The 17,976-nt window shown below is 70.6% G+C and carries 15 protein-coding genes; 9 read left to right on the top strand and 6 right to left on the bottom strand.

Going from position 1 to position 17,976, the window contains the following annotated elements; genetic code table 11:
- Positions 1-450 precede the first annotated feature (450 nt).
- On the top strand, positions 451-1,203 hold the full coding sequence (locus tag LJ221_RS23265) for an AfsR/SARP family transcriptional regulator (protein WP_241714651.1): 753 nt from the start codon (positions 451-453) through the stop codon (positions 1,201-1,203).
- 311 nt (positions 1,204-1,514) lie between these two features.
- On the opposite strand, the gene cs1 is transcribed toward LJ221_RS23265, so the two are convergent.
- Genes cs1 through LJ221_RS06825 form a run of 5 tightly spaced genes read right to left on the bottom strand, consistent with a single transcriptional unit; the run spans position 1,515 to position 7,979 of the window.
- Positions 1,515-2,492 carry a clavaminate synthase Cs1 gene (gene cs1 / locus LJ221_RS06845; protein WP_241714649.1) on the bottom strand — a complete coding sequence of 326 codons (978 nt, stop codon included), beginning with the start codon at positions 2,490-2,492 and terminating at the stop codon, positions 1,515-1,517.
- A 1-nt stretch (position 2,493) separates the two neighbouring features.
- Positions 2,494-3,393 (bottom strand): agmatinase, encoded by a 900-nt coding sequence (gene speB / locus LJ221_RS06840; RefSeq protein WP_241714646.1) that lies wholly within the window; start codon positions 3,391-3,393, stop codon positions 2,494-2,496.
- 53 nt (positions 3,394-3,446) lie between these two features.
- A complete protein-coding gene (locus LJ221_RS06835) occupies positions 3,447-4,730 on the bottom strand; it encodes an ATP-grasp domain-containing protein (protein ID WP_241714644.1) in 1,284 nt (427 codons plus the stop codon).
- The gene (locus LJ221_RS06830; protein ID WP_241714642.1) at positions 4,727-6,256 is read right to left on the bottom strand and encodes an asparagine synthase-related protein; all 1,530 of its coding nucleotides are present in this window, start codon (positions 6,254-6,256) and stop codon (positions 4,727-4,729) included. Before LJ221_RS06830 ends, LJ221_RS06835 begins: the two co-directional genes overlap by 4 nt.
- Before the next feature lies 1 nt (position 6,257).
- Complete coding sequence (locus LJ221_RS06825; protein ID WP_241714640.1) at positions 6,258-7,979, bottom strand: thiamine pyrophosphate-binding protein; 1,722 nt, start codon at positions 7,977-7,979, stop codon at positions 6,258-6,260.
- Positions 7,980-8,115: 136 nt separating this feature from the next.
- Here LJ221_RS06825 and LJ221_RS06820 point away from each other — a divergent pair, with 136 nt between their 5' ends.
- The 5 genes from LJ221_RS06820 (at position 8,116) to argJ (ending at position 14,902) form a co-directional block, all read left to right on the top strand.
- The gene (locus LJ221_RS06820; RefSeq protein WP_241714638.1) at positions 8,116-9,198 is read left to right on the top strand and encodes a GNAT family N-acetyltransferase; all 1,083 of its coding nucleotides are present in this window, start codon (positions 8,116-8,118) and stop codon (positions 9,196-9,198) included.
- A complete protein-coding gene (locus LJ221_RS06815) occupies positions 9,198-10,826 on the top strand; it encodes an ABC transporter substrate-binding protein (protein ID WP_241714637.1) in 1,629 nt (542 codons plus the stop codon). The genes LJ221_RS06820 and LJ221_RS06815 overlap by 1 nt, the downstream gene beginning before the upstream one ends.
- On the top strand, positions 10,823-11,845 hold the full coding sequence (locus LJ221_RS06810; protein ID WP_241714635.1) for a GNAT family N-acetyltransferase: 1,023 nt from the start codon (positions 10,823-10,825) through the stop codon (positions 11,843-11,845). The genes LJ221_RS06815 and LJ221_RS06810 overlap by 4 nt, the downstream gene beginning before the upstream one ends.
- Before the next feature lie 57 nt (positions 11,846-11,902).
- Positions 11,903-13,528, top strand: a complete 1,626-nt coding sequence (locus LJ221_RS06805) for an ABC transporter substrate-binding protein (RefSeq protein WP_241714633.1) — start codon at positions 11,903-11,905, stop codon at positions 13,526-13,528.
- Between the two features lie 204 nt (positions 13,529-13,732).
- The gene (argJ, locus tag LJ221_RS06800; protein WP_241714631.1) at positions 13,733-14,902 is read left to right on the top strand and encodes a bifunctional glutamate N-acetyltransferase/amino-acid acetyltransferase ArgJ; all 1,170 of its coding nucleotides are present in this window, start codon (positions 13,733-13,735) and stop codon (positions 14,900-14,902) included.
- 40 nt (positions 14,903-14,942) lie between these two features.
- On the opposite strand, the gene LJ221_RS06795 is transcribed toward argJ, so the two are convergent.
- The gene (locus LJ221_RS06795; protein WP_374228396.1) at positions 14,943-15,698 is read right to left on the bottom strand and encodes a GDSL-type esterase/lipase family protein; all 756 of its coding nucleotides are present in this window, start codon (positions 15,696-15,698) and stop codon (positions 14,943-14,945) included.
- A gap of 1,052 nt (positions 15,699-16,750) precedes the next feature.
- Between LJ221_RS06795 and LJ221_RS06790 the strand changes: the two genes are divergently transcribed.
- The 3 genes from LJ221_RS06790 (at position 16,751) to LJ221_RS06780 (ending at position 17,872) form a co-directional block, all read left to right on the top strand.
- The gene (locus LJ221_RS06790) at positions 16,751-16,942 is read left to right on the top strand and encodes a hypothetical protein (protein ID WP_241714626.1); all 192 of its coding nucleotides are present in this window, start codon (positions 16,751-16,753) and stop codon (positions 16,940-16,942) included.
- Between the two features lie 37 nt (positions 16,943-16,979).
- Positions 16,980-17,189: a hypothetical protein gene (locus tag LJ221_RS06785; RefSeq protein ID WP_241714623.1), complete on the top strand. Its 210-nt coding sequence runs from the start codon at positions 16,980-16,982 to the stop codon at positions 17,187-17,189.
- A gap of 329 nt (positions 17,190-17,518) precedes the next feature.
- Positions 17,519-17,872 carry a hypothetical protein gene (locus LJ221_RS06780; protein ID WP_241714621.1) on the top strand — a complete coding sequence of 118 codons (354 nt, stop codon included), beginning with the start codon at positions 17,519-17,521 and terminating at the stop codon, positions 17,870-17,872.
- Positions 17,873-17,976 lie beyond the last annotated feature (104 nt).

Raw genomic sequence — 17,976 nt, 5'->3', positions numbered from 1 at the left:
GGCTGCCGCGGTCCGTCCGGCGCCGGCGCGCGGCCCGCGGTGGGGGACTCGGGGTGTCTTCCGTGGCCGTTTCCGGACGCGAACCGTATCCGCGCTCCATGCGTGTCGCTCCGCGCGGTCGCCCGCCGGCTCCGCGACGCCGGCCGGCGAACGCCGCGTCCCGTGCCGGGCGTCCGCTCCTGTGTGAGCGGTGTCCGCCATCCGGTGCCGCGGGGGCGAACGTGAAGTTCTGAGTGAAACCAGCCAATCAACCCGCAGGCTGAGGCCTCCATTGACACAACCCTTACGCCTTCCGTCTACTTCTGACGCACAGTCCGACCAAAAGTCGACGCGCGTCACCACGTGAAGGATCCCAGGATGTTCACAGATGACAGAGATGACACATCTCGACCCGTCCGCATCGCTGTGTTGGGCCCGCTCGAGGTCGGAGTCGGTCCGAAACCCGTGACCGTGCCGGGCCACCGTCAGCGGGGGATCTTAGCCACTCTGGCGCTTCAGCCGGGGCGCATCGTCGCCACCGACCACCTGATCGAAGCCGTTTGGTACGACAAGCCTCCCCGAACCGCGATGGGCCAGGTGCAGACCGGCATCTGGATGCTCCGGACGGCCCTCGTCAACGCCGGAGGCCCGGCGGAGGCGGTTCAGTCGTGTGCCACCGGATACCGGCTGAACAGTGAGCTGTGTTCGGTCGACGTGACGAGTTACCGCACGAAGATCGCGGACGCCCGCGCCATGCAGCGACGAGGCCGGCTCGACGAGGCGGTGCGGCTCGTGCGATCGGCCCACGAGCTGTGGCGCGGCCCCGCCCTCGTGGACATCACACATCGGGGTCTGCGTGGCTGGGCCGCCCGGCTCGAGGAGGAACACGCCGTCGCGCTGCAGTACCGGGCTTCCCTCGAACTACAGCTCGGGCGGCACGAGGAGGTCATCCCCGACCTGCTCGAACTCGTCGACCACTACCCCATGCGGGAGAGTCTCCACGCCGATCTCATGCTCGCGCTCTACCGCTCGGGCCGTCAGGCGGACGCCCTGAAGGTCTTCCACGACGTGCGGCAGGCCCTCGCCGAGGAGCTCGGCATCGACCCGGGGCCCGGACTGCGCACCCTGGCCCAGGCGATCCTCCGCCAGGACAGCAGGCTGGCACCCCGGCCGGCGACGAACCAGCCGCCCCCGCACACGGCGTTGTCCGCACCCCGTTCCTGAGCGGGTTCCCGTTCCCCGGCCGTCCGTTCACGGCCCCGGAGCCGGTCGTGAGGGCATGGCGGTCGTGAGGGCATGGCGGTCGTGAGGGCATGGCGGTCGTGAGGGCATGACGCACCGGGCGGTGCCCGGTGCGTCATGCCCCCCGCCCCTCCGCTCGGCCCCTTGGCGTCCCTTCAGGACGGGAGATCCGAGAATCACAGGCTTCCGGCCGCGTGCGGTGGTGTTTCGCCGCGACGCGAACCGGGGCGATGCCGGTGGTCCCGTCCGCCGCAGGCCCGGCCCGCAGCGGACGGGACGTCCTCACGGCGGACCTACCGGCGCGGGGTGAAGGTGATGACGTCACCGGCGCGCTCGCCGCCGGTGGGGAGCTGGCCGTAGGAGTTGGTGCGGATGTACACCCGGTGCAGCCACCTGTCCCTGCCGTCCCAGCGCGGCGAGAAGGGCGTACGCGCGTGCGTGGTGCGGAAGTTGTCGATGATCAGGACATCGCCGGGGGTGAGGAAGATCCCCTCGGTGACATCGTCGAGCGCCTGGGACAGCTTCGCCACGGCCTCGGTGTCCGGCCCCTCCACGGGCTTGAGCAGTTCACGGTCGTACCCCAGGAGGGGGTCGTCCTTGGGCCCGTACAGCGGCTTCACCTGCGCGATGGCCCCCGGGTCCTCGACCCCGCCGCGGAACGCCACGTCGACCTCGCAGGGCTGCCTGTTGTCATGGAGCCGGTCGATCGTCTCCTCGTCCAGGAGCCGGACGGCCTTGCGTATCGAACCCACGAGGGTCTGGGCCCTGCGCTCGTGGTCGGCCCTGGAGCACGCCAGCATGACGTAGTTGGGCTGCAGCGTGTGGTAGGCCATCTCGGTGTGGAACTCCAGCAGGGTCTCGCTGGTCTCCGACGACAGGTGGTGCGCGCCCGGCGAGGGGTACACGTCGTGGAAGACCGTCCCCGAACGCAGCTCCGCGTATCCGGTGTGCAGGCCGAGGCGCCGGCCGATGATCGCGAGAAACGCCTCCATGCAGAGACGCCCCCGCTCGACGGGAGCCGGCGTGCTCGTCGGCGTCGGGGGCAGTTCGTCGTCCGCCTCGACCGGAAGTCCGCGGAGCAGCAGGTACCCGTCCTCGTTGCCGACCCGGTTGAAGGCGTCGAGAGCGTCGCTGATCTCGTACGGCAACTGCTGCGCGAGTTTGTGCGCCGAGTCCAGGAAGCCGTACATGTCCTGACGGGGGACGGCGGGAAGCTGTGACGCGAGCGACGACAGGTGTTCCCGGTGCTCGGTGGCGTCCAGAGTGGCCATGCTACCTCTCCTCTTCCTTCTTGGTCCGGTGCGCGCGGGCATACTGGAAGAGCAGCTCCGCGCCGACTTCGGTGGCCAGTACGCTGGTGATCCCGGCGTGGTCGTAGACGGGCGACACCTCCATCACGTCGAATCCGACCGGGTTCAGCTCACCCACCGTGCGCAGCAGGGCGAGCACCTCCCGGCTGGTGGGGCCGCCCGGCGCGGGCGTGCCCGTACCGGGGGCGAACGCGGGGTCGAAGACGTCGATGTCCACGGAGACGTACACCGGGCGGTCTCCGAGCCGTTCCTTGATCAGGTCCGATGTGGCCTTCACCCCCAGGTCGGCGAACTCGTCCGCGGTGACGATGCGCACCCCGTGGCCGCGCGCGTAGTCCAGGCTGTCGGGCCTGGGGTTGTGTCCGCGGATACCGAGCTGGATCATGGCGTCCGCCTGGACGAGCCCCTCGTCGATGCCGTGCCGGAAGGGTGTCCCGTGGTGGAACTCCCCGCCGATCATCGCGGGGTTGGTGTCCGAGTGCGCGTCGAGGTGGAGCACGGCCACCGGGCCGAGACGGCCGTGGACGGCACGCAGCGCGGACAGCGTGAGCGAGTGGTCGCCGCCGAGCATGAGGAAGGCCGAGTTGTTCGCGAGCAGCGCCGACAAGTGGTCCCGCGCCGCCTCGATCGCGATGTGCTGGTTGAAGGGCGTCAGGTTGATGTCGCCGCCGTCCACCACCCTGATCAGGTCGAAGACACCGGGGCCGCGGTCGATGCCGACCCCGTGGATGAGCCCGGATTCGCAGCGGATCTGCTGGGGCCCGAAACGCGCGCCGGGACGATAGCTGGTGCCGCCGTCGTAGGGGGCCCCGACCACGACGACGTCCATCCCCTCGGGGGCCGGATCGTACGGAAGCCTCATGAACGTCGGGACCTGCGCGTACCGGGGCGAGACACTCGAGTTGATCTGACCGCTCACGGTGCAGCCCTCCGGGTGTGGATGCGGATGCGTCCTGCCGCGTGCCGGGCCCTGGCCAGTGCGTCCTCGGCGGTGCGGCCGTGCGCGTAGACGAAGCCCACGGAGGCCGAGTTGTCCAGCCTCTCGGCGACCAGATCGCCCGGCTCGTGGTGGAGGCGGACCGAAGCACCGAGCCGTTCGGCCTCGTCCAGGCCGTCGATACGGGTGAACTCGCCGCTCTCGTCGGGAAAGAGCACCACCACGGCGGCGCCCCCCGCCACACCCCGGCCGGGAGCGCCCTTGGGCACGCACTCCAGACCGAGGGCGAGCAGCTTCGCGTCCAGGTGGGGGTTGGTCCCGCAGACGTCGGTGACCATCGTGGAGATCATGTGGGCCGGCAGACGCGGGTTCACCTCGATGACGCGCGGCCCGTCCTCGGTGATCATCACTTCGGTGTGGGCCGGGCCCTGCCGGTAGGAGATCGCCCGCAGGGCCCGGTCCACGCAGGACCGGATCCCGTCCCAGACACCGGTTTCGAGGGCGAGCGGAAAGGAGTGGGCCTCCTCCAGCATGGTCCGTCCGTGCAGGTACTTGGACGTGGCGCCGAAGAAGTGGGTGACTCCGCCCACGGTCATCGACTCGACACTGATCTCGGTGCCCCGCACGTACTCCTCCAGGAGCACGTGCCCGGGGCGCGGCTGCCCCCGCAGGGACTGCCGGATGCCCGACAGCTCCCGCCACGCCTCGACCGCCTCCTCGCGGGTCGCGCACTTGCGGACCCCGTAGGAGATGGCCTCGGAGGGGGGTTTCGCGATCAGGGGCAACCCGACATGGGCCATCGCCTCGTCCAGTTCCCCGGCGCGGGTCACCAGCCGCCACCGCACATTGGCCGGGTCCCCGTCCAGTGCGGCCCGCAGCAGGTGCTTGTGGTTGGCCGCGCGCACCGCCTCCAGCCCCTGGGAGGGCAGCCCCAGGGCCTCGGCCGCGCGGGCGGTCACCTCCGTGTGGTAGTCGGAGAACGACAGCACCCCGTCCACCAGGGGCTTGCCCTCCTCGTCGGTGAGGGCATCGGTCACGGCACGCCAGTCGTGCGTGTCGACGTGCAGCACGCGGTCGACCCGGCCCAGCGGATGCTCGGCCAACGGCCGCGTGCCCCCGGTGTACCACTCCTCTCCCTGTACCAGCAGCCACACCTCGCAGCCGAAGTCCCGTGCGCGGTGGATGCCGGAGTAGAAGGCGTCGTGCAGCATCGACTCGACGACGGCGAGCCGCTTGCCCCGGAACCGCTCGTATGTGGTCATCGTCCGCCCTCGGCCAGAATCTTCCCGATGATCTGCTCGACCTCGACATCGTCCGGGTGCACACGGCCCACCACGGTCAGGTCGAACAACCGCTGGACGACCCGCGCCTTGACGGCCGCGACCTCGTCCTCAGCCGCGCCCGCCCGGCGGACCAGCAGGGAGAAGGACGTGGTCGTCCCGGAGCCCTCGTGCACACCGAGCTTGGGACGGTTGACGGTCTCGGCGGGCAACAGGTCGGACATGGCGGTGCGCAGCACCCACTTGTCCCGCCCGTACCTGCGTTTCAGACCGGCCTCCAGCACGGTCAGCAACTCCAGTACCTCGCGGTCCCAGTAAGGATGGGTGGACCAGTGGCCGGCCGTCGCCGACAGCACCGGGCTCATCTCGTTGAGCCCGTCGAAGGTGTCCATGTCGACCGCCACCGCGGTGTCCAGGTCCGGCAGCCGGTCCTCCCGGTGCATGCCGCCCAGAGGGATGTCGGCTCCGTACCCGGTGAGCACTCTCCGCGGTGATCCGTGGATCCGGCGGTACAGCGCGGTCAGCGGCAGAAGGTACTCGATGACCTCCGGGTCCAGGGACTCGGCGGCGTGAACGGTGTGCGGAAGCAGGGCCAGCAGGTCCCCGGAGCCGACGGTGATCTCCCGGTGCCGTGAGCCCAGATGCTCCGCGACCACCCGGGCCTGGGGGAACTCGTCCGAGACGTCCGTCCCCATCGACAGGGTGTCGATCCCCGCCGTGGCCGCGCCGGCGGACAGCGCGGCCACGGCGGAGGAATCGATTCCTCCCGACAGGACCACCAGCGGCCTGCCGCCGCGGAGGCGCCGGACCACGGCCTTCTCCAGCGCCGCGCGGACACTGTTGACGGCCTCGCCCTCCTCGGCCAGGAGCCGGTGCACCGGGGGTGTCCAGGTCCGGTGCACCGTCACCTCACCGGTGTCCGCACGGATGTCGAACACCGCCCCGGCGGGAACCTGGTGGAGCCCCGGAAGCCCCCGGATGCGGCGCGCCCCCGGGACCGGGGCACCGCGGACCGCCGCACCGGCCGAAGCCAGCACCTTCACCTCGGTGGCGGCCAGCACGTGCCCCGGTTCGGGGCGTACGTACAGCGGGACCGATCCCGCGTGGTCCGTGGCCGCCAGCACGCGGGTGCCCGCGACGAGCAGCGCGGCGTACCGGCCGTTGATCATCCGGAACGCGTGGGGACCGTACTTCTCGAACAGGGCGGAGACCAGCTCGGCGTCCGAGACCTCCGAGGCGTTCGAGGAGGAGCTCAGAGTCCCGTCGATCTCGTCACGGTTGTAGATCTCCCCGGCGAACAGCACCAGGATGTCCCCGTCGGAAGCGTGCGCCCCGCGCGGACCGGCGTCGGGATGGACCAGAACGGCGTCCACGGTCTGCGCGCGCAACCGCTCGGACAACCGGGTGTGCCGGCCGCGCGTGGCGAACACCGCCGTGGGGATCGGGCCTCCGCCGGTGTGGGCGGAGGCCAGAAAACCGAAGGCTGCGGGAAGGTCGGTCTGGGTCATGTCAGATCTTCAGCGCATCGAAGCCGCCCGCGGCGAACTCGTAGTTCACCGGGACCTCGATCAGGTAGGGCCGGCCCAGCTCGACGCCCTTGCGCAGCGCGGCGACCAGGCCGTCACGTGTCGTCGCTCTGGCCCCCTCAACACCATTGGCCTGGGCGAGCTGCACGAAGTCCACCCCGGTGAACTTGACCGCCGGATCGTGGCTGCGGTGGTGTCCGATGTTCTGGTACAGCTCGATGAGGCCGTTGGTGTCGTTGTTCACCACGACCGTGACGATCGGCAGGCCGAGCCGGGCGATGGTCTCCAGATCGGCGCTGTTGGAGTGGAAACCGCCGTCGCCGGCGATCAGGAACGTCGGCTGACCGGGCCGGGCCAGCTGAGCGCCGATGGCGGCGGGGATGCCGTAGCCGAAGCTGGAACAGCCGGCCGAGGTGAGGAACCCGTACGGCTGGTCGGCGCGGGCGAAGAGCACGCCGTAGTGCCGGAAGAAACCGATGTCCGAGACGATCGTTCCCTCGCTGTCGTTCGCGCTCTCGTCCATGACGGTGTTCATGCAGTCGATCACCTGGTGGACGCGCATGCCGTCGTCGTACGCCTTCGGGTCGGACAGCAGTTCACCGATCCGCTCCCGCACGGCCGTGATCTCGTGCCGGTCCTTCGGCCGCACGTCCGCGGTGCCGGCGTCCAGGTGCTCGACGAAGGCGAGCACGTCCGTGACCACGTCCACCGTCGGCCGGTAGATCCGCGGAACGGGGTTGGCGGTCGGGGAGACCCGGACGGTCCGCTTCTCCCTGCCCCGCTCCCACATCGAGGGGCGCAGGTCCTCGGCGTAGTCGTAGCCCAGGGTGAGGATGACGTCGGCCGGGCCGAAGAGGGACTCCAGCGCGGGGAACGACAGGATTCCGTCCATGTAGCCGGTGACGGCGCCGTAGTTCAGCTCGTGCTTGTGCGGCAGCACGCCCTTGGCGATGTACGTGGTGATCACGGGGACGTTGAGGCGCTCCGCGAGTGCCCGGATCGCGGGTACCGCTCCGGCACGGATCGCGGCGGCGCCGACGACGAACACCGGGTTGGCGGCCTCGCGCAGGAGGGCGACGGCCTGGTCCGCGCGCTCCTCCCAGCCGGGCTGGACCGCGGTGATCGGCTTGCCGGGGGTGAGCGCGGGACCGTGGTCCTCGTCGAGGTCGATGCCCTCGGAGGAGCCCAGGAGGTCCACCGGGAGGCTGATGAAGGAGGGGCCGACCGGCTCGGTCATCGCGGTCGTGACGGCCGAGTCGACCAGGTCGGTGATCTCGCGCGGGCGCTGCAGCTCGACGGCGTACTTCGAGACCGGCTCGGCGATCCTGACCAGGTCGAGGCACTGGTGGGTGTCGTTGGGGAAGATGTCGTGCGATTCCGACTGGGCCGCCATCGCGATGACCGGGGAGCGGTCGAGGGCACTGGTGGCCATACCGGTGGCCAGGTTGGTCATGCCGGGCCCCAGGGTGGCCCAGCATGCCTGGGGACGGCCGGTGATGCGGGCCAGCACGTCGGCGGCGACCCCGGCGGTGAACTCGTGGCGGGTCAGGACGAACTCGATGCCGTCCTGCTCGTCGAACAGGATCGAGGCGGCCTCACGGCCGACGACGCCGAACACCTTCTCGACACCGTGCTCGCGCAGGCGCTTGAGGAGGGCGTGTGCGGTGGTCGGCTGCCCACTCGGGCCGGTGGATACACGGGACATGGGACGGGTCTCCTGTTCACGGGACGACGAAAGGCAGGAAGAACCCTGCGGCGGAGCTCTCTCGCCTTTCTCTCCAGCGGCTATCAGGGAGTGCGTCGAGAGTGGGCGGAGACCACCACGCCCGAGCATCTGCTCTGTGAGCGGTGGAGCTGTGATCAACCAATGGCAGACGCCCGAGGAGGCGCGTGAAGCCGGCTGGGACGCGCTCGTCGGGGCGGAGGACTTCTTCCTCCGCCCCGACTGGATGCGTGTTCTGCAGGACTCCGCCGGAGCGTGGATGGGGTACCTCACCGCCCGGGCGGACGGCCGTGTGCTGGCGGCGCTGCCGATGGTGCGGGCCACCCGTGATTCCCCCTGGTCGCTGGGCCGTACCGATCTGCTGATCCGGCACTGCGCCGAGGAGGGCATGGACGGCGCCGCGGGGATCCTCACCGGACTCGGCGAGGTGGAGCGCCTCATGCCGTCGATGATGTGCGGCGGCCGGCACCTGGGCCGGACCCGGCTGATGCTGCACCCCGACGCCGGCGCGGAAACGGCGCACCAGGTCCTCGAACAGGCCGAGCGCCTCGCCTCCCGCGACGGATGCCGGTCGATCTGCCTGCCGTACGTGGACGCGTCCGACCGGATCCAGCGCGACGTGCTCCGCGAACGCGGCTACATCTCCCACCTGTCCGGGCAGTTCGCCTCCCTCGCCCTGCCCGGCGAGGGCTTCATGGACTACGCCCTCGCACTCCCCGCCCGGCGCTCGCGCCGGGTGCGCGCCGAGCGGCGCCGCATCGAGGCCTCGGACGTCGGGATCACCCTCGCCCCCCTGGACGCCGCCGACATCCCCCGGCTCGCCGCCCTGGAGACGAGGCTGTTCGCCAAGTACGGCATGACGGGCTGGGACCCGAAACGCTCCGAGGCCGTCCTGCGGGCCGCCGCGGAGCGCCTCGGCGACGGCGCGCTCGTGTCCAGGGCCGTACTGGACGGGACCGTCGTGGGTTTCGCCCTGGTCCTCTCCCACGACCGCGCCTGGTTCGCCCACCGCGCCGGCTTCGACTACGAGGCCGTGGGCAAGCTGCCCCTCTACTACGAGCTGCTGTACTACACGCTCGCCGACCACGCTCCGCGACACGGTGTCAGGACAGTCCACCACGGCATAGGTTCCACGGACGCCAAGGTGTCCCGCGGATGCTCCCTTTCCGCGCAGTACCTGTATGTGAAGGAGCTCAGCTGATGTCCGGCTGGAACGGCGCCGTCAGGGCCGTGGCGAACCCCGGAGGCAAGCCCGGAGGCCGGCTGGCCATGGTGGCCTCGGCCGACGTCGACTCGCTCGATCCCGCCCGCACCTACTACGTGTGGTCCTGGCTGCTGCAGCGGACCATGCACCGCACCCTCATGGCCTTCGGCACCGATCCGGTCACCCCCGGGGTCGTACCGGACCTGGCGACCGGCCCGGGCGAGGTGTCGGACGCCGGTCTGACGTGGACGTACCGGATACGCGACGGCGTCCGGTTCGAGACCGGTGAGCTCGTCCGCGCCCGTGACATCGCCCACGCCGTGGAGCGGGTCTTCGCGCAGGACACCCTCCCCGGCGGCCCCACCTACCTCCTCGACCTGCTCGACCACGGCGGCTACCGGGGCCCCTACGACGGGCAGCGCTGCCGGGCCGTCGAGGTCCCGGACGACCGCACTCTCCGCTTCCGCCTCAAGCGGCCGTTCGCCGACTTCGACTACGTGATGGCGCAGCCCAACACGGCACCGGTGGCGGCCCGTCACGACACCCGGGAAGACTACGAGAAGGCGCCGGTGTGCTCCGGGCCGTACCGCATCGGCCACTACCGCGCCGGAGACTTCCTCCACCTCGTACGCAACCCGGTGTGGGACCGCGCCACCGACCCCGTCCGCCCCGCACTGCCGGACGACATGACCGTCACCTTCGGAGTGGACGTCGACGAGATGGACCGCCGCCTCATCGCCGGCGAGTTCCACATCGACGTCGAGGGCCGCGGCATCCAGCACGCCGCACGCGACATGATCCTCGCCGACCCCGTGCTGCGGGCCCGGGCCGACAACCCCGCCACCGGCTTCCTCCAGTACATCACCGTGCAGACGTGCGTGCCCCCCTTCGGCGACGTCCACGCCAGACGCGCCGTGTTCTACGCCGCCGACAAGGCCGCACTCCTGGAGGCACGCGGCGGGGACGGGGTGGGCGGGTCGCTCGCCACCAGCCTGATCCCCCCCACCCTGCCCTCCCACACCGGCCACGACCGCTACCCCTGCGGTGCGGACTCCACCGGCGACCTGGCCGCCGCCCGCGCCGAACTGGCCGCCGCGGGACTTCCCGACGGCTTCGAGACCAGGATCGCCACCCAGCCGGGCAAGTTCGAGCTCGTCGCCCGGACCCTCGCCGACGCCGTCGCCCGGGTGGGCATCCGCGCCCACGTCGAAGTCCTGGACACCGCCTCGTACTACCGCTCCGGCCTGGGCCACCCCGAGACCGTGCGTGCTCTCGGTCTCGGCCTCGGCGTCACCGACTGGGGAGCCGACTACCCCACCGAGTACGGCTTCCTGGCCCCCCTGGTGGACGGACGCCAGATCAAGCACGGCGGCGGCAACTTCAACTTCGCCGAACTCGACGACCCGCTCGTCCGGCGCCTCATCGACGAGGCCCAGGCCCTCGCCGACCCCGTCGCCCGGAGCCGGCTCTGGCAACGCGTCGAGGAGACGGTCATGGAGCGGGCCGTCATCCTCCCGATGGCCCACGACCGCACACTGCACTACCGGCACCCCGACGTCACCGATGCCTACGTGCATCCCGCGTTCGGTCTGTACGACGTCCAGGCAATGGGAGTGGCCCGATGAAGATATCCCTCACAGCCGTCGACCCCGCCGACCGCCGCGCGGTCGGTGACGTGCACGGCCTGCGCCTGGCCGGACACGCCGCCGACCTCCCCCATCTGCCTCCTCCCTGCCCGGCCGACCTGGAGGGCTCCCTCTCCGTCGCCCCCCCGGCCACCGGGATCGAGGAGTGGGCGGCCTACGACGCGGACGGGCACTGCGTCGCGTCCCTGCGCCTGGAGTTCCCGCTGGAGGAGAACTCCGGAACCGTCACCGCGAGCGTCCTCCTCGTCCATCCCGCCTTCCGCGGACAGGGCGTGGGGGCACGGGTCGCGGAGCTCGTCCGGGAGCGCGCCACCGCTCACGGCCGCTCGCGCATCCTGCTGGTCGGGGACGCCGGGCCGGGCGACCCCGCGGCGACCCCCGGGCACCGCTTCGCCACCGGCCTGGGAGCCCGGCACCTCGCCTCCTTCCAGCATCTGCGGCTCCATGTCGACGCCGCACCCGCCCCCGCCCCGCTCCCCGAACCCCTGAGTCTCCGCTTCTGGGGATCGACGGTTCCCGATGACCTGGTGGTGCAGGCCGCCCGGCTGGAGGCCACACTCTCCTCCGACGCCCCCACCGGACAGCTCGGCTGGGAACCCCAGCCGAGCGCGGTGAGCCGTATCCGTGACTTCGAGCGGATGCGCATCGCCCGCGGCCGACGCGCCTACCAGTGCGGCATCATCGACACCCGTACGGGGCAGATGGCCGCCTGGACCGCGTTGTCCATGACGCGGAGCAACCCGGACAACGCACTCCAGGCCGTCACCGTGGTCGACCCCGCCTACCGGGGACGGGGCCTGGGACTGCTGGTCAAGGCGCACAACCTGGCCGTGTGCAGGGCCGCCGAGCCCCGGCTGGCCCAGGTGGACACCTGGAACGCGTCGGACAACGCGCACATGCTCCGCATCAACGCCGGTTTCGGGTTCGCCCACGCCGGCACGCGGAGCATGTGGGAACTGAGCATCCGCCGGCCGCCGGACGCGGACGGGGAGAGCTAGGCCGGGCGCACGAGCCTTCCACACCACCCGTACGACGAGAGAGGCGCTGGGACCCCCGTGGCACCGAACGCGAAAGCCCACGACACCGTGAACCCGTCCGACCACCGGGGCGGGACGCTCAGATACGTCCGCACCGACGACTTCGACTCGCTCGATCCCGCCGACACGTACTACGCGTACACCTGGAACTTCATCCGGCTCATCGGGCGTCCGCTCGTCGGCTACACGACCGACGCGGAGGGCGGCCCGCGCCTCGTGCCGGACCTGGCGGAGGCACTCGGCGAGGCGTCCGAGGACTCACGCACCTGGACCTACCGGCTGCGGGAGGGGATCCGGTTCGAGGACGGCACGCCCGTCACGTCGGAGGACGTGAGGTACGCGGTGCTGCGGGCCGCCTACCCCGAGGAGGTCTACGGCGCGCCGGCCACGCGCGGGGGCCCCGCGTACTTCCGCCAGTACCTCACCGGTCCCGGGGGGATGGAGTGCCCGGACGACCGCACCATCGTCTTCAGGCTGCGCGAGCCCTTCGCGGCCTTCGACTACCTCGCCGCGCTGCCCACCACGATAGCGGTGCCGCGTGAGCGCGACAGCTTCCCCGAGTACCACCGCCACCCGGTGTCCTCGGGCCCGTACCGCATCGACACCTACACACCTGGCGCCCGGCTCACGCTCCACCGCAACCCGCACTGGGAGGCCGCGACCGATCCCGTACGGACGGGCCTGCCGGACCGGATCACGGTCCGGCTCGGCATGAGCGGCCCGGAGGTCGACCGCGTCCTGCTCGACGGAGAGGCGGACATCGACCTCGCCGGCGTCGGAGTGCAGCCCGAGACCCAGGCGCTGATCCTGTCCGATCCGGAGCTGCGGCAGCGGGTGGACAATCCGCGGACGGGCTTCGTCTGGCTCTACTGCCTCAACCAGAACATCGGCCCGCTGAAGAACGTGCACGCCCGGCGCGCCGTGCAGTACGCCACTGACAAGGCGGCGATGCTCGCCGCCTACGGGGGCGACGCCGCGGGGGAGATCGCCACCACCCTCCTGCCCGCCTCCGTGGTGGGGTACGACCCCTTCGACCGCTACCCGGTCGGCCCCGACGGCACGGGGGACCTGGAGGCGGCCCGGCGCGAGCTGGCACGTGCCGGCCTCCCGGACGGCTTCACCACCAGGATCGCCGCCCGTGAGGACCGCACCAAGGAGTGGAACGCCGCGCTCGCCCTGTCACGCGGGCTGGCGCGCGCCGGCATCCGTGCCGAGGTGATCCCGTTCTCCTCCGGTGACTACTTCACCAAGGCGGTCGGCGTCCCCGAGTACGTGCGGGAACACGGGATCGGGATCGTGATGTTCGGCTGGGCCGCCGACTTCCCCGACGGCTACGGCTTCCTCCAGCAGATCGCCGACTCGCGGGCGATCAAGGAGAGGGGGAACCAGAACCTCGGAGAGCTCGCCTCACCGCGGATCGACGCGCTCCTCGACGCCGGCGCGGCGACGCGCGACGACAAGGAGCGGGCCCGGATCTGGGCCGCCGTGGACCGTGCCGCCATGGACGAGGCCGTCATGTGCCCCTACATGTACGTCAAATCGGTCGTGTTCCGGGGGCGGAGGGCCGCGAACGTCAGGATGTCCCCGGCATACGGGATGTACGACTACGCGGTGCTGTCGGTCGTGGACGAGGGCTCCGTGTAGCGGGCGGGAGGGCGCGCCCGTCGGGGCCGCCCCCGGCGCGGCGGGGAGGGGCGCATACCTGCCACACGGCGCACGTTTCCGGGAGTGCGACGCACGCGTCGTCTGGTACCAAGGGCATGGGACGACGGGCCGCGGGCCTCCTGCCCGCCCCGTCGTCGCACACCACTCGGGTGCCCGAACCGATATCGAAAGGCGGATCTCGCCATGCACGGCGCCGTACCCCGCGGATTCAACATCCACACCGCTCCCGTCGGAATCGACGACGACGGGCGTGACGACCTGTGCGTCATCGCCTCGCACGTCCCGGCCCGCACCGCGGCGGTCTTCACCCGGTCCAGGTTCGCCGGTCCGTCCGTGGCCCTCTCGCGTGCCGCGGTGGAGGACGGCGTGGCGCGCGGTGTGGTCGTCATCGCCCGCAACGCCAATGTCGCCACGGGCGCGCAGGGGGCGCGGAACGCCGCCGTGGTGCGGGACACCACCGCACGCGCCCTCGGGATCGCCCCCGACGAACTGCTGATCGCCTCCACCGGGGTCATCGGGCGCCAGTACCCCATGGAGCGGATCGTCGGTCACCTGGACGGGCTCACGTGGCCGCCGCCGACCGGATCGCGGGACATGGAGGCGGCCGCGCGGGCGATCATGACCACGGACACCCACCCGAAGTGCCTGACCGCACGGATCGGCGACGCGACCCTGACCGGCATCGCCAAGGGCGTCGGCATGCTGGAGCCCGACATGGCGACCCTGCTGACCTTCTTCGTCACCGACGCCGAGCTGGACGGGGAGACACTGAAGGCGGTCTTCAAGCGGGTCATGGACACCACGTTCAACGCCGTGTCCATCGACACCGACACCTCCACCTCCGACTCCGCCGCCCTCTTCGCGAACGGGCTCGCCGGTCCGGTCGATCCCGAGGCCTTCGAACAGGCTCTCCACACGGTCGCACTGGGACTGGTGAAGATGATCGCCTCCGACGGCGAAGGGGCCTCCACCCTGATCCAGGTCGAGGTGCAGGGCGCCCGCGACACGGCGCAGGCCAAGCGCGTCGGGAAGACGGTGGTCAACTCCCCGCTGGTCAAGACGGCCGTCCACGGAGCCGACCCGAACTGGGGACGGGTCGTGATGGCCATCGGGAAGTGCCAGGAGGACCTGGACATCGCCCCGGAGCATGTCACCGTGCGGTTCGGTGACATCGGCGTCTACCCGCCCGGGCCGGACGAGGACCGGCGCCGCGAGTCGGTGGCCGCCTACCTGAAGGGCAGCGAGGAGGTCGTGATCGGCATCGACCTCGGCATCGGGGAAGGCCGCTTCACCGTCTACGGCTGCGACCTCACCGAGGGATACGTGCGCCTGAACTCCCAGTACACGACCTGAGCCGGGGGCGGGGGAGCGGCGGGGGCGGCAGCGTGCCCCGTCACCCCGCGGCGGCCCGCCCGGCCGGGCGGCGGGCGCGGAGCGTGCCCGGCTGAGCCCCCACCACGCCCGCGGCGTACGGGCCGCCCACGTCCCAGGCCCGGTGCATCGCGTCGGCGAAGGCCGCGGCGATGCGGTGCTCGCCACGGGCGGTGGGGTGGGTGCCGTCGTAGGTGTCGTGGGCCAGGTCCCAGTCGTGCGGCGGGGTGGCCGTCAGCAGGGGCGAGGCGGGGGTGGACAGCTCGGCCACGGCCTCGGTCAGCAGTTCGTTGAAGCGTTCGCACTCGGCGGCGAAGAATATGTCGTGCCGCGCCCTCGTGTTGGGGATCACCGGCAGCAGCACCATCCGCACCCGCGGTTCGGCGGAGCGTGCCTCGGCGACGAAGTGGCGGACGCTGGCGGCGGTGGCGTCGGAGCCGGTGTAGAAGCCGAGGTCGATCAGGCCCAGGAAGACCAGCAGGGTGTCGGCGCGGTGCTCGCGCACCGCGCCGGCTATCACCGGCGCCATGTGCAGCCAGCCCTCGCCCCAGCCGGCGAGATGACGGCGGGCGGCGGCGGGGAAGGCGGGGTCGGCGTAGTCGTGGGAGAGAGGGGCGCCGACGGCCTTGTCGTACAGCGCCTCGCGCGGGCCGACGATCTCGTACGCGGCGCCGTGGGGCCCGCGGGCGCGCTCCAGATGCCGCCACATGCGGTGGCGCCAGGTGTGCTCACCGGCGCTGCCGATGGTCATGGAGTCGCCGACGAAGAGCACGCGCATCCGGTCATCCTCCCGGAAGGCGGCCGTGACCTGCGACATGACGCCCGTCACCCGCGGGCGCCCGTGGGCCCGGGATCCACGGGCCGGGGGAGGGAATGCCGCGGACGGGCACCGGAAATCGACAAGACGGGCATAGTGGCAAAATGTCTTCGATTCGTATTTGAGGGTTTCGGTCGAAGATGGCGGACGGTGTCTCAGGTAATCGTCTTCGGTGTGGAGTGGCCAAATTTTTGCCTCGGGTGGCCGGCCTCCGCCGGAGGCGTCATGACCTTTTCGACCGAGAAGAGGAATCGAACATTCCTTTCCTTTCCCCTGGTTATTCTGTGACGCGTGTGTATATCCCGAAAGGCAAGCATGTTGCGGTCCCTGCGCGACCGGCAGGGAGCAGTGGATAATCCTCGGAACCGTAAAGCAGGCATATGGAAACCGGCCAGGGGGAAGCATGCGAGAAGTAAGTACCGGCGACAGAGGTCCTTCTGTGCCGATGTTGGTTCCACCGGACGGGCCCGACCGCCCGGCCGGAAGTGAACGAGAGCCTCTTTCCGAGTCCCTCGGCCGTGCTGCCGGGCGGTCCTGCCCTTCTGTGAGCCACCGGTTCCCCCGGTGGCGGGCGAGCGCCACCCCGGTCTGCGCCGAGTTCCGTCCTGCCCGTTCGACCGGCCTCACGGTCCCTGGGGTGCCGCACGCGTGCGCGGCCCCTGCCGCCGAGGGCCGGTGCCGGCTGCGCGCCTTGCGGGCATTTCGCAGGGTATTCCATTTCCGGCGGCGATGTGATTCGCCCGCGGCAGAGACGGGATCAATTTCCGCTTCATCCGCTGCCTGGGTTGCGAACGCATGGGTGGAATTTTCTCTTTCCCGTGTGTGACGCGCGTAGCGTCCGGGGTGCGGTGCTGCTCGGATACTTTCCGCCGGATATCGGGAGTCGTGTCTCCCTCCATGATCTGCCCGGTGTTTTCCGCCGGGCACGACCGGACCCGTTCATCGGTCCGGAAGCACCACCGTGCAACATCCCGAGTGTATTCCACGTAAGTCTGAGAAACAGGAGGAAAGAAATGGAGCAGAAGGTCGCCGCCTTCATGAACGAGCAGGACTTCGGTCCGCTGGAGCAGGGCTACCAGGACGACACCCCGGCCCCGGTGCTGGCCACCCCCGGCGCCGTCGCCACCTGCTGGTACGTCGGCGGTGCCGTCTTCGGCGCCGGCTCCGTGGTGGGCGCCTACGTCACCGGCCGCGTCGTCGGCTGACCTGTCGTACGACAGTCGATTCCCGAAGGAGAACGCAATGAGCAAGATCGTTGAGAGCGTCGTCGCCGTCACCCCCGAGGAGCTGACGGACGAGACCCACGGTGAGTTCGGCGCGATGATGCCCATCCAGGCCACCCCGGGCCTGGTCGCCTTCGGCGTCGGGTTCGCCAGCGGCGCCGGCGCCGCGTGGGTCACCGTCCAGGCGTACGAGGCCGGCCGACCGCGGGCTGACCCGCTCTGCCGCTGAGCACCATCTGTTCGGAGGCCCCACGGGCTTCTGAAGGATACTTCCGGGGGCCGTTCCCCGGGAGCTGAGAGAGCTGTCGGGCCGCGGCGGAATCGCGGCCCGGCAGCCCTCGCGATCCTACCCTCGGCCGGCTCGACGCAGAGGAAAGCCTCGGCATGAAGATGCTAAAGAAGATCTCTTCTTCGCTGTTCTCACCGATTCCGATTTCCAGGGACCGCGCGATAGGCGTATCAGAGCGTCTCGCCGCCCTTTCCAGTCTCTCCTCCTCCCTGGAATATCTTCACCAGCATCGGAATCTGGGTCCGGGTGGTCTCAACGACTGGGAGATCATGAAGCAGACCCCGGAGAGCAGGATTCCCGCCGTCCAGAAGCTCACCAGCGCCGTGAGCGGCAGGCGGACCACTCTGGCCCTGCACGCGACGCGCGTGGCCTGCAGCCTGGGAATGCTCATGCCGGGGAACGGCAAGTGGCGGGCCGCGGGCAACCTCTACCTCGGGGCCACCACCACGCTCCTGCAGGCCCGTCACCGCTACGGCACGGACGGCTCGGACCAGGTCGCCACACAGGTGCAGGCGGTCACCGGCCTGGCCCGGCTGTCGAACAGTCCGCAGGTCAAGGACGCCCTGATGTGGTACCTGGCGCTCCAGGCCAACATGTCCTACTACTGCAACGACACTCCGTGACGTTGCCTGCGTCTGTAGTGACTGATGCGGGTTCGGGCTTGGCTTTTTCTTCGCCATAGGGACCAGGCGAGTACATGCTGGATGCTGTGGCAGATGGGAGAGGA

Source organism: Streptomyces sp. CNQ085 (assembly GCF_022614595.1).
Classification (GTDB): domain Bacteria; phylum Actinomycetota; class Actinomycetes; order Streptomycetales; family Streptomycetaceae; genus Streptomyces.
The sequence above is the reverse complement of the archived record's forward strand: the minus strand, read 5'-3'. Positions and strand labels throughout refer to the sequence as shown.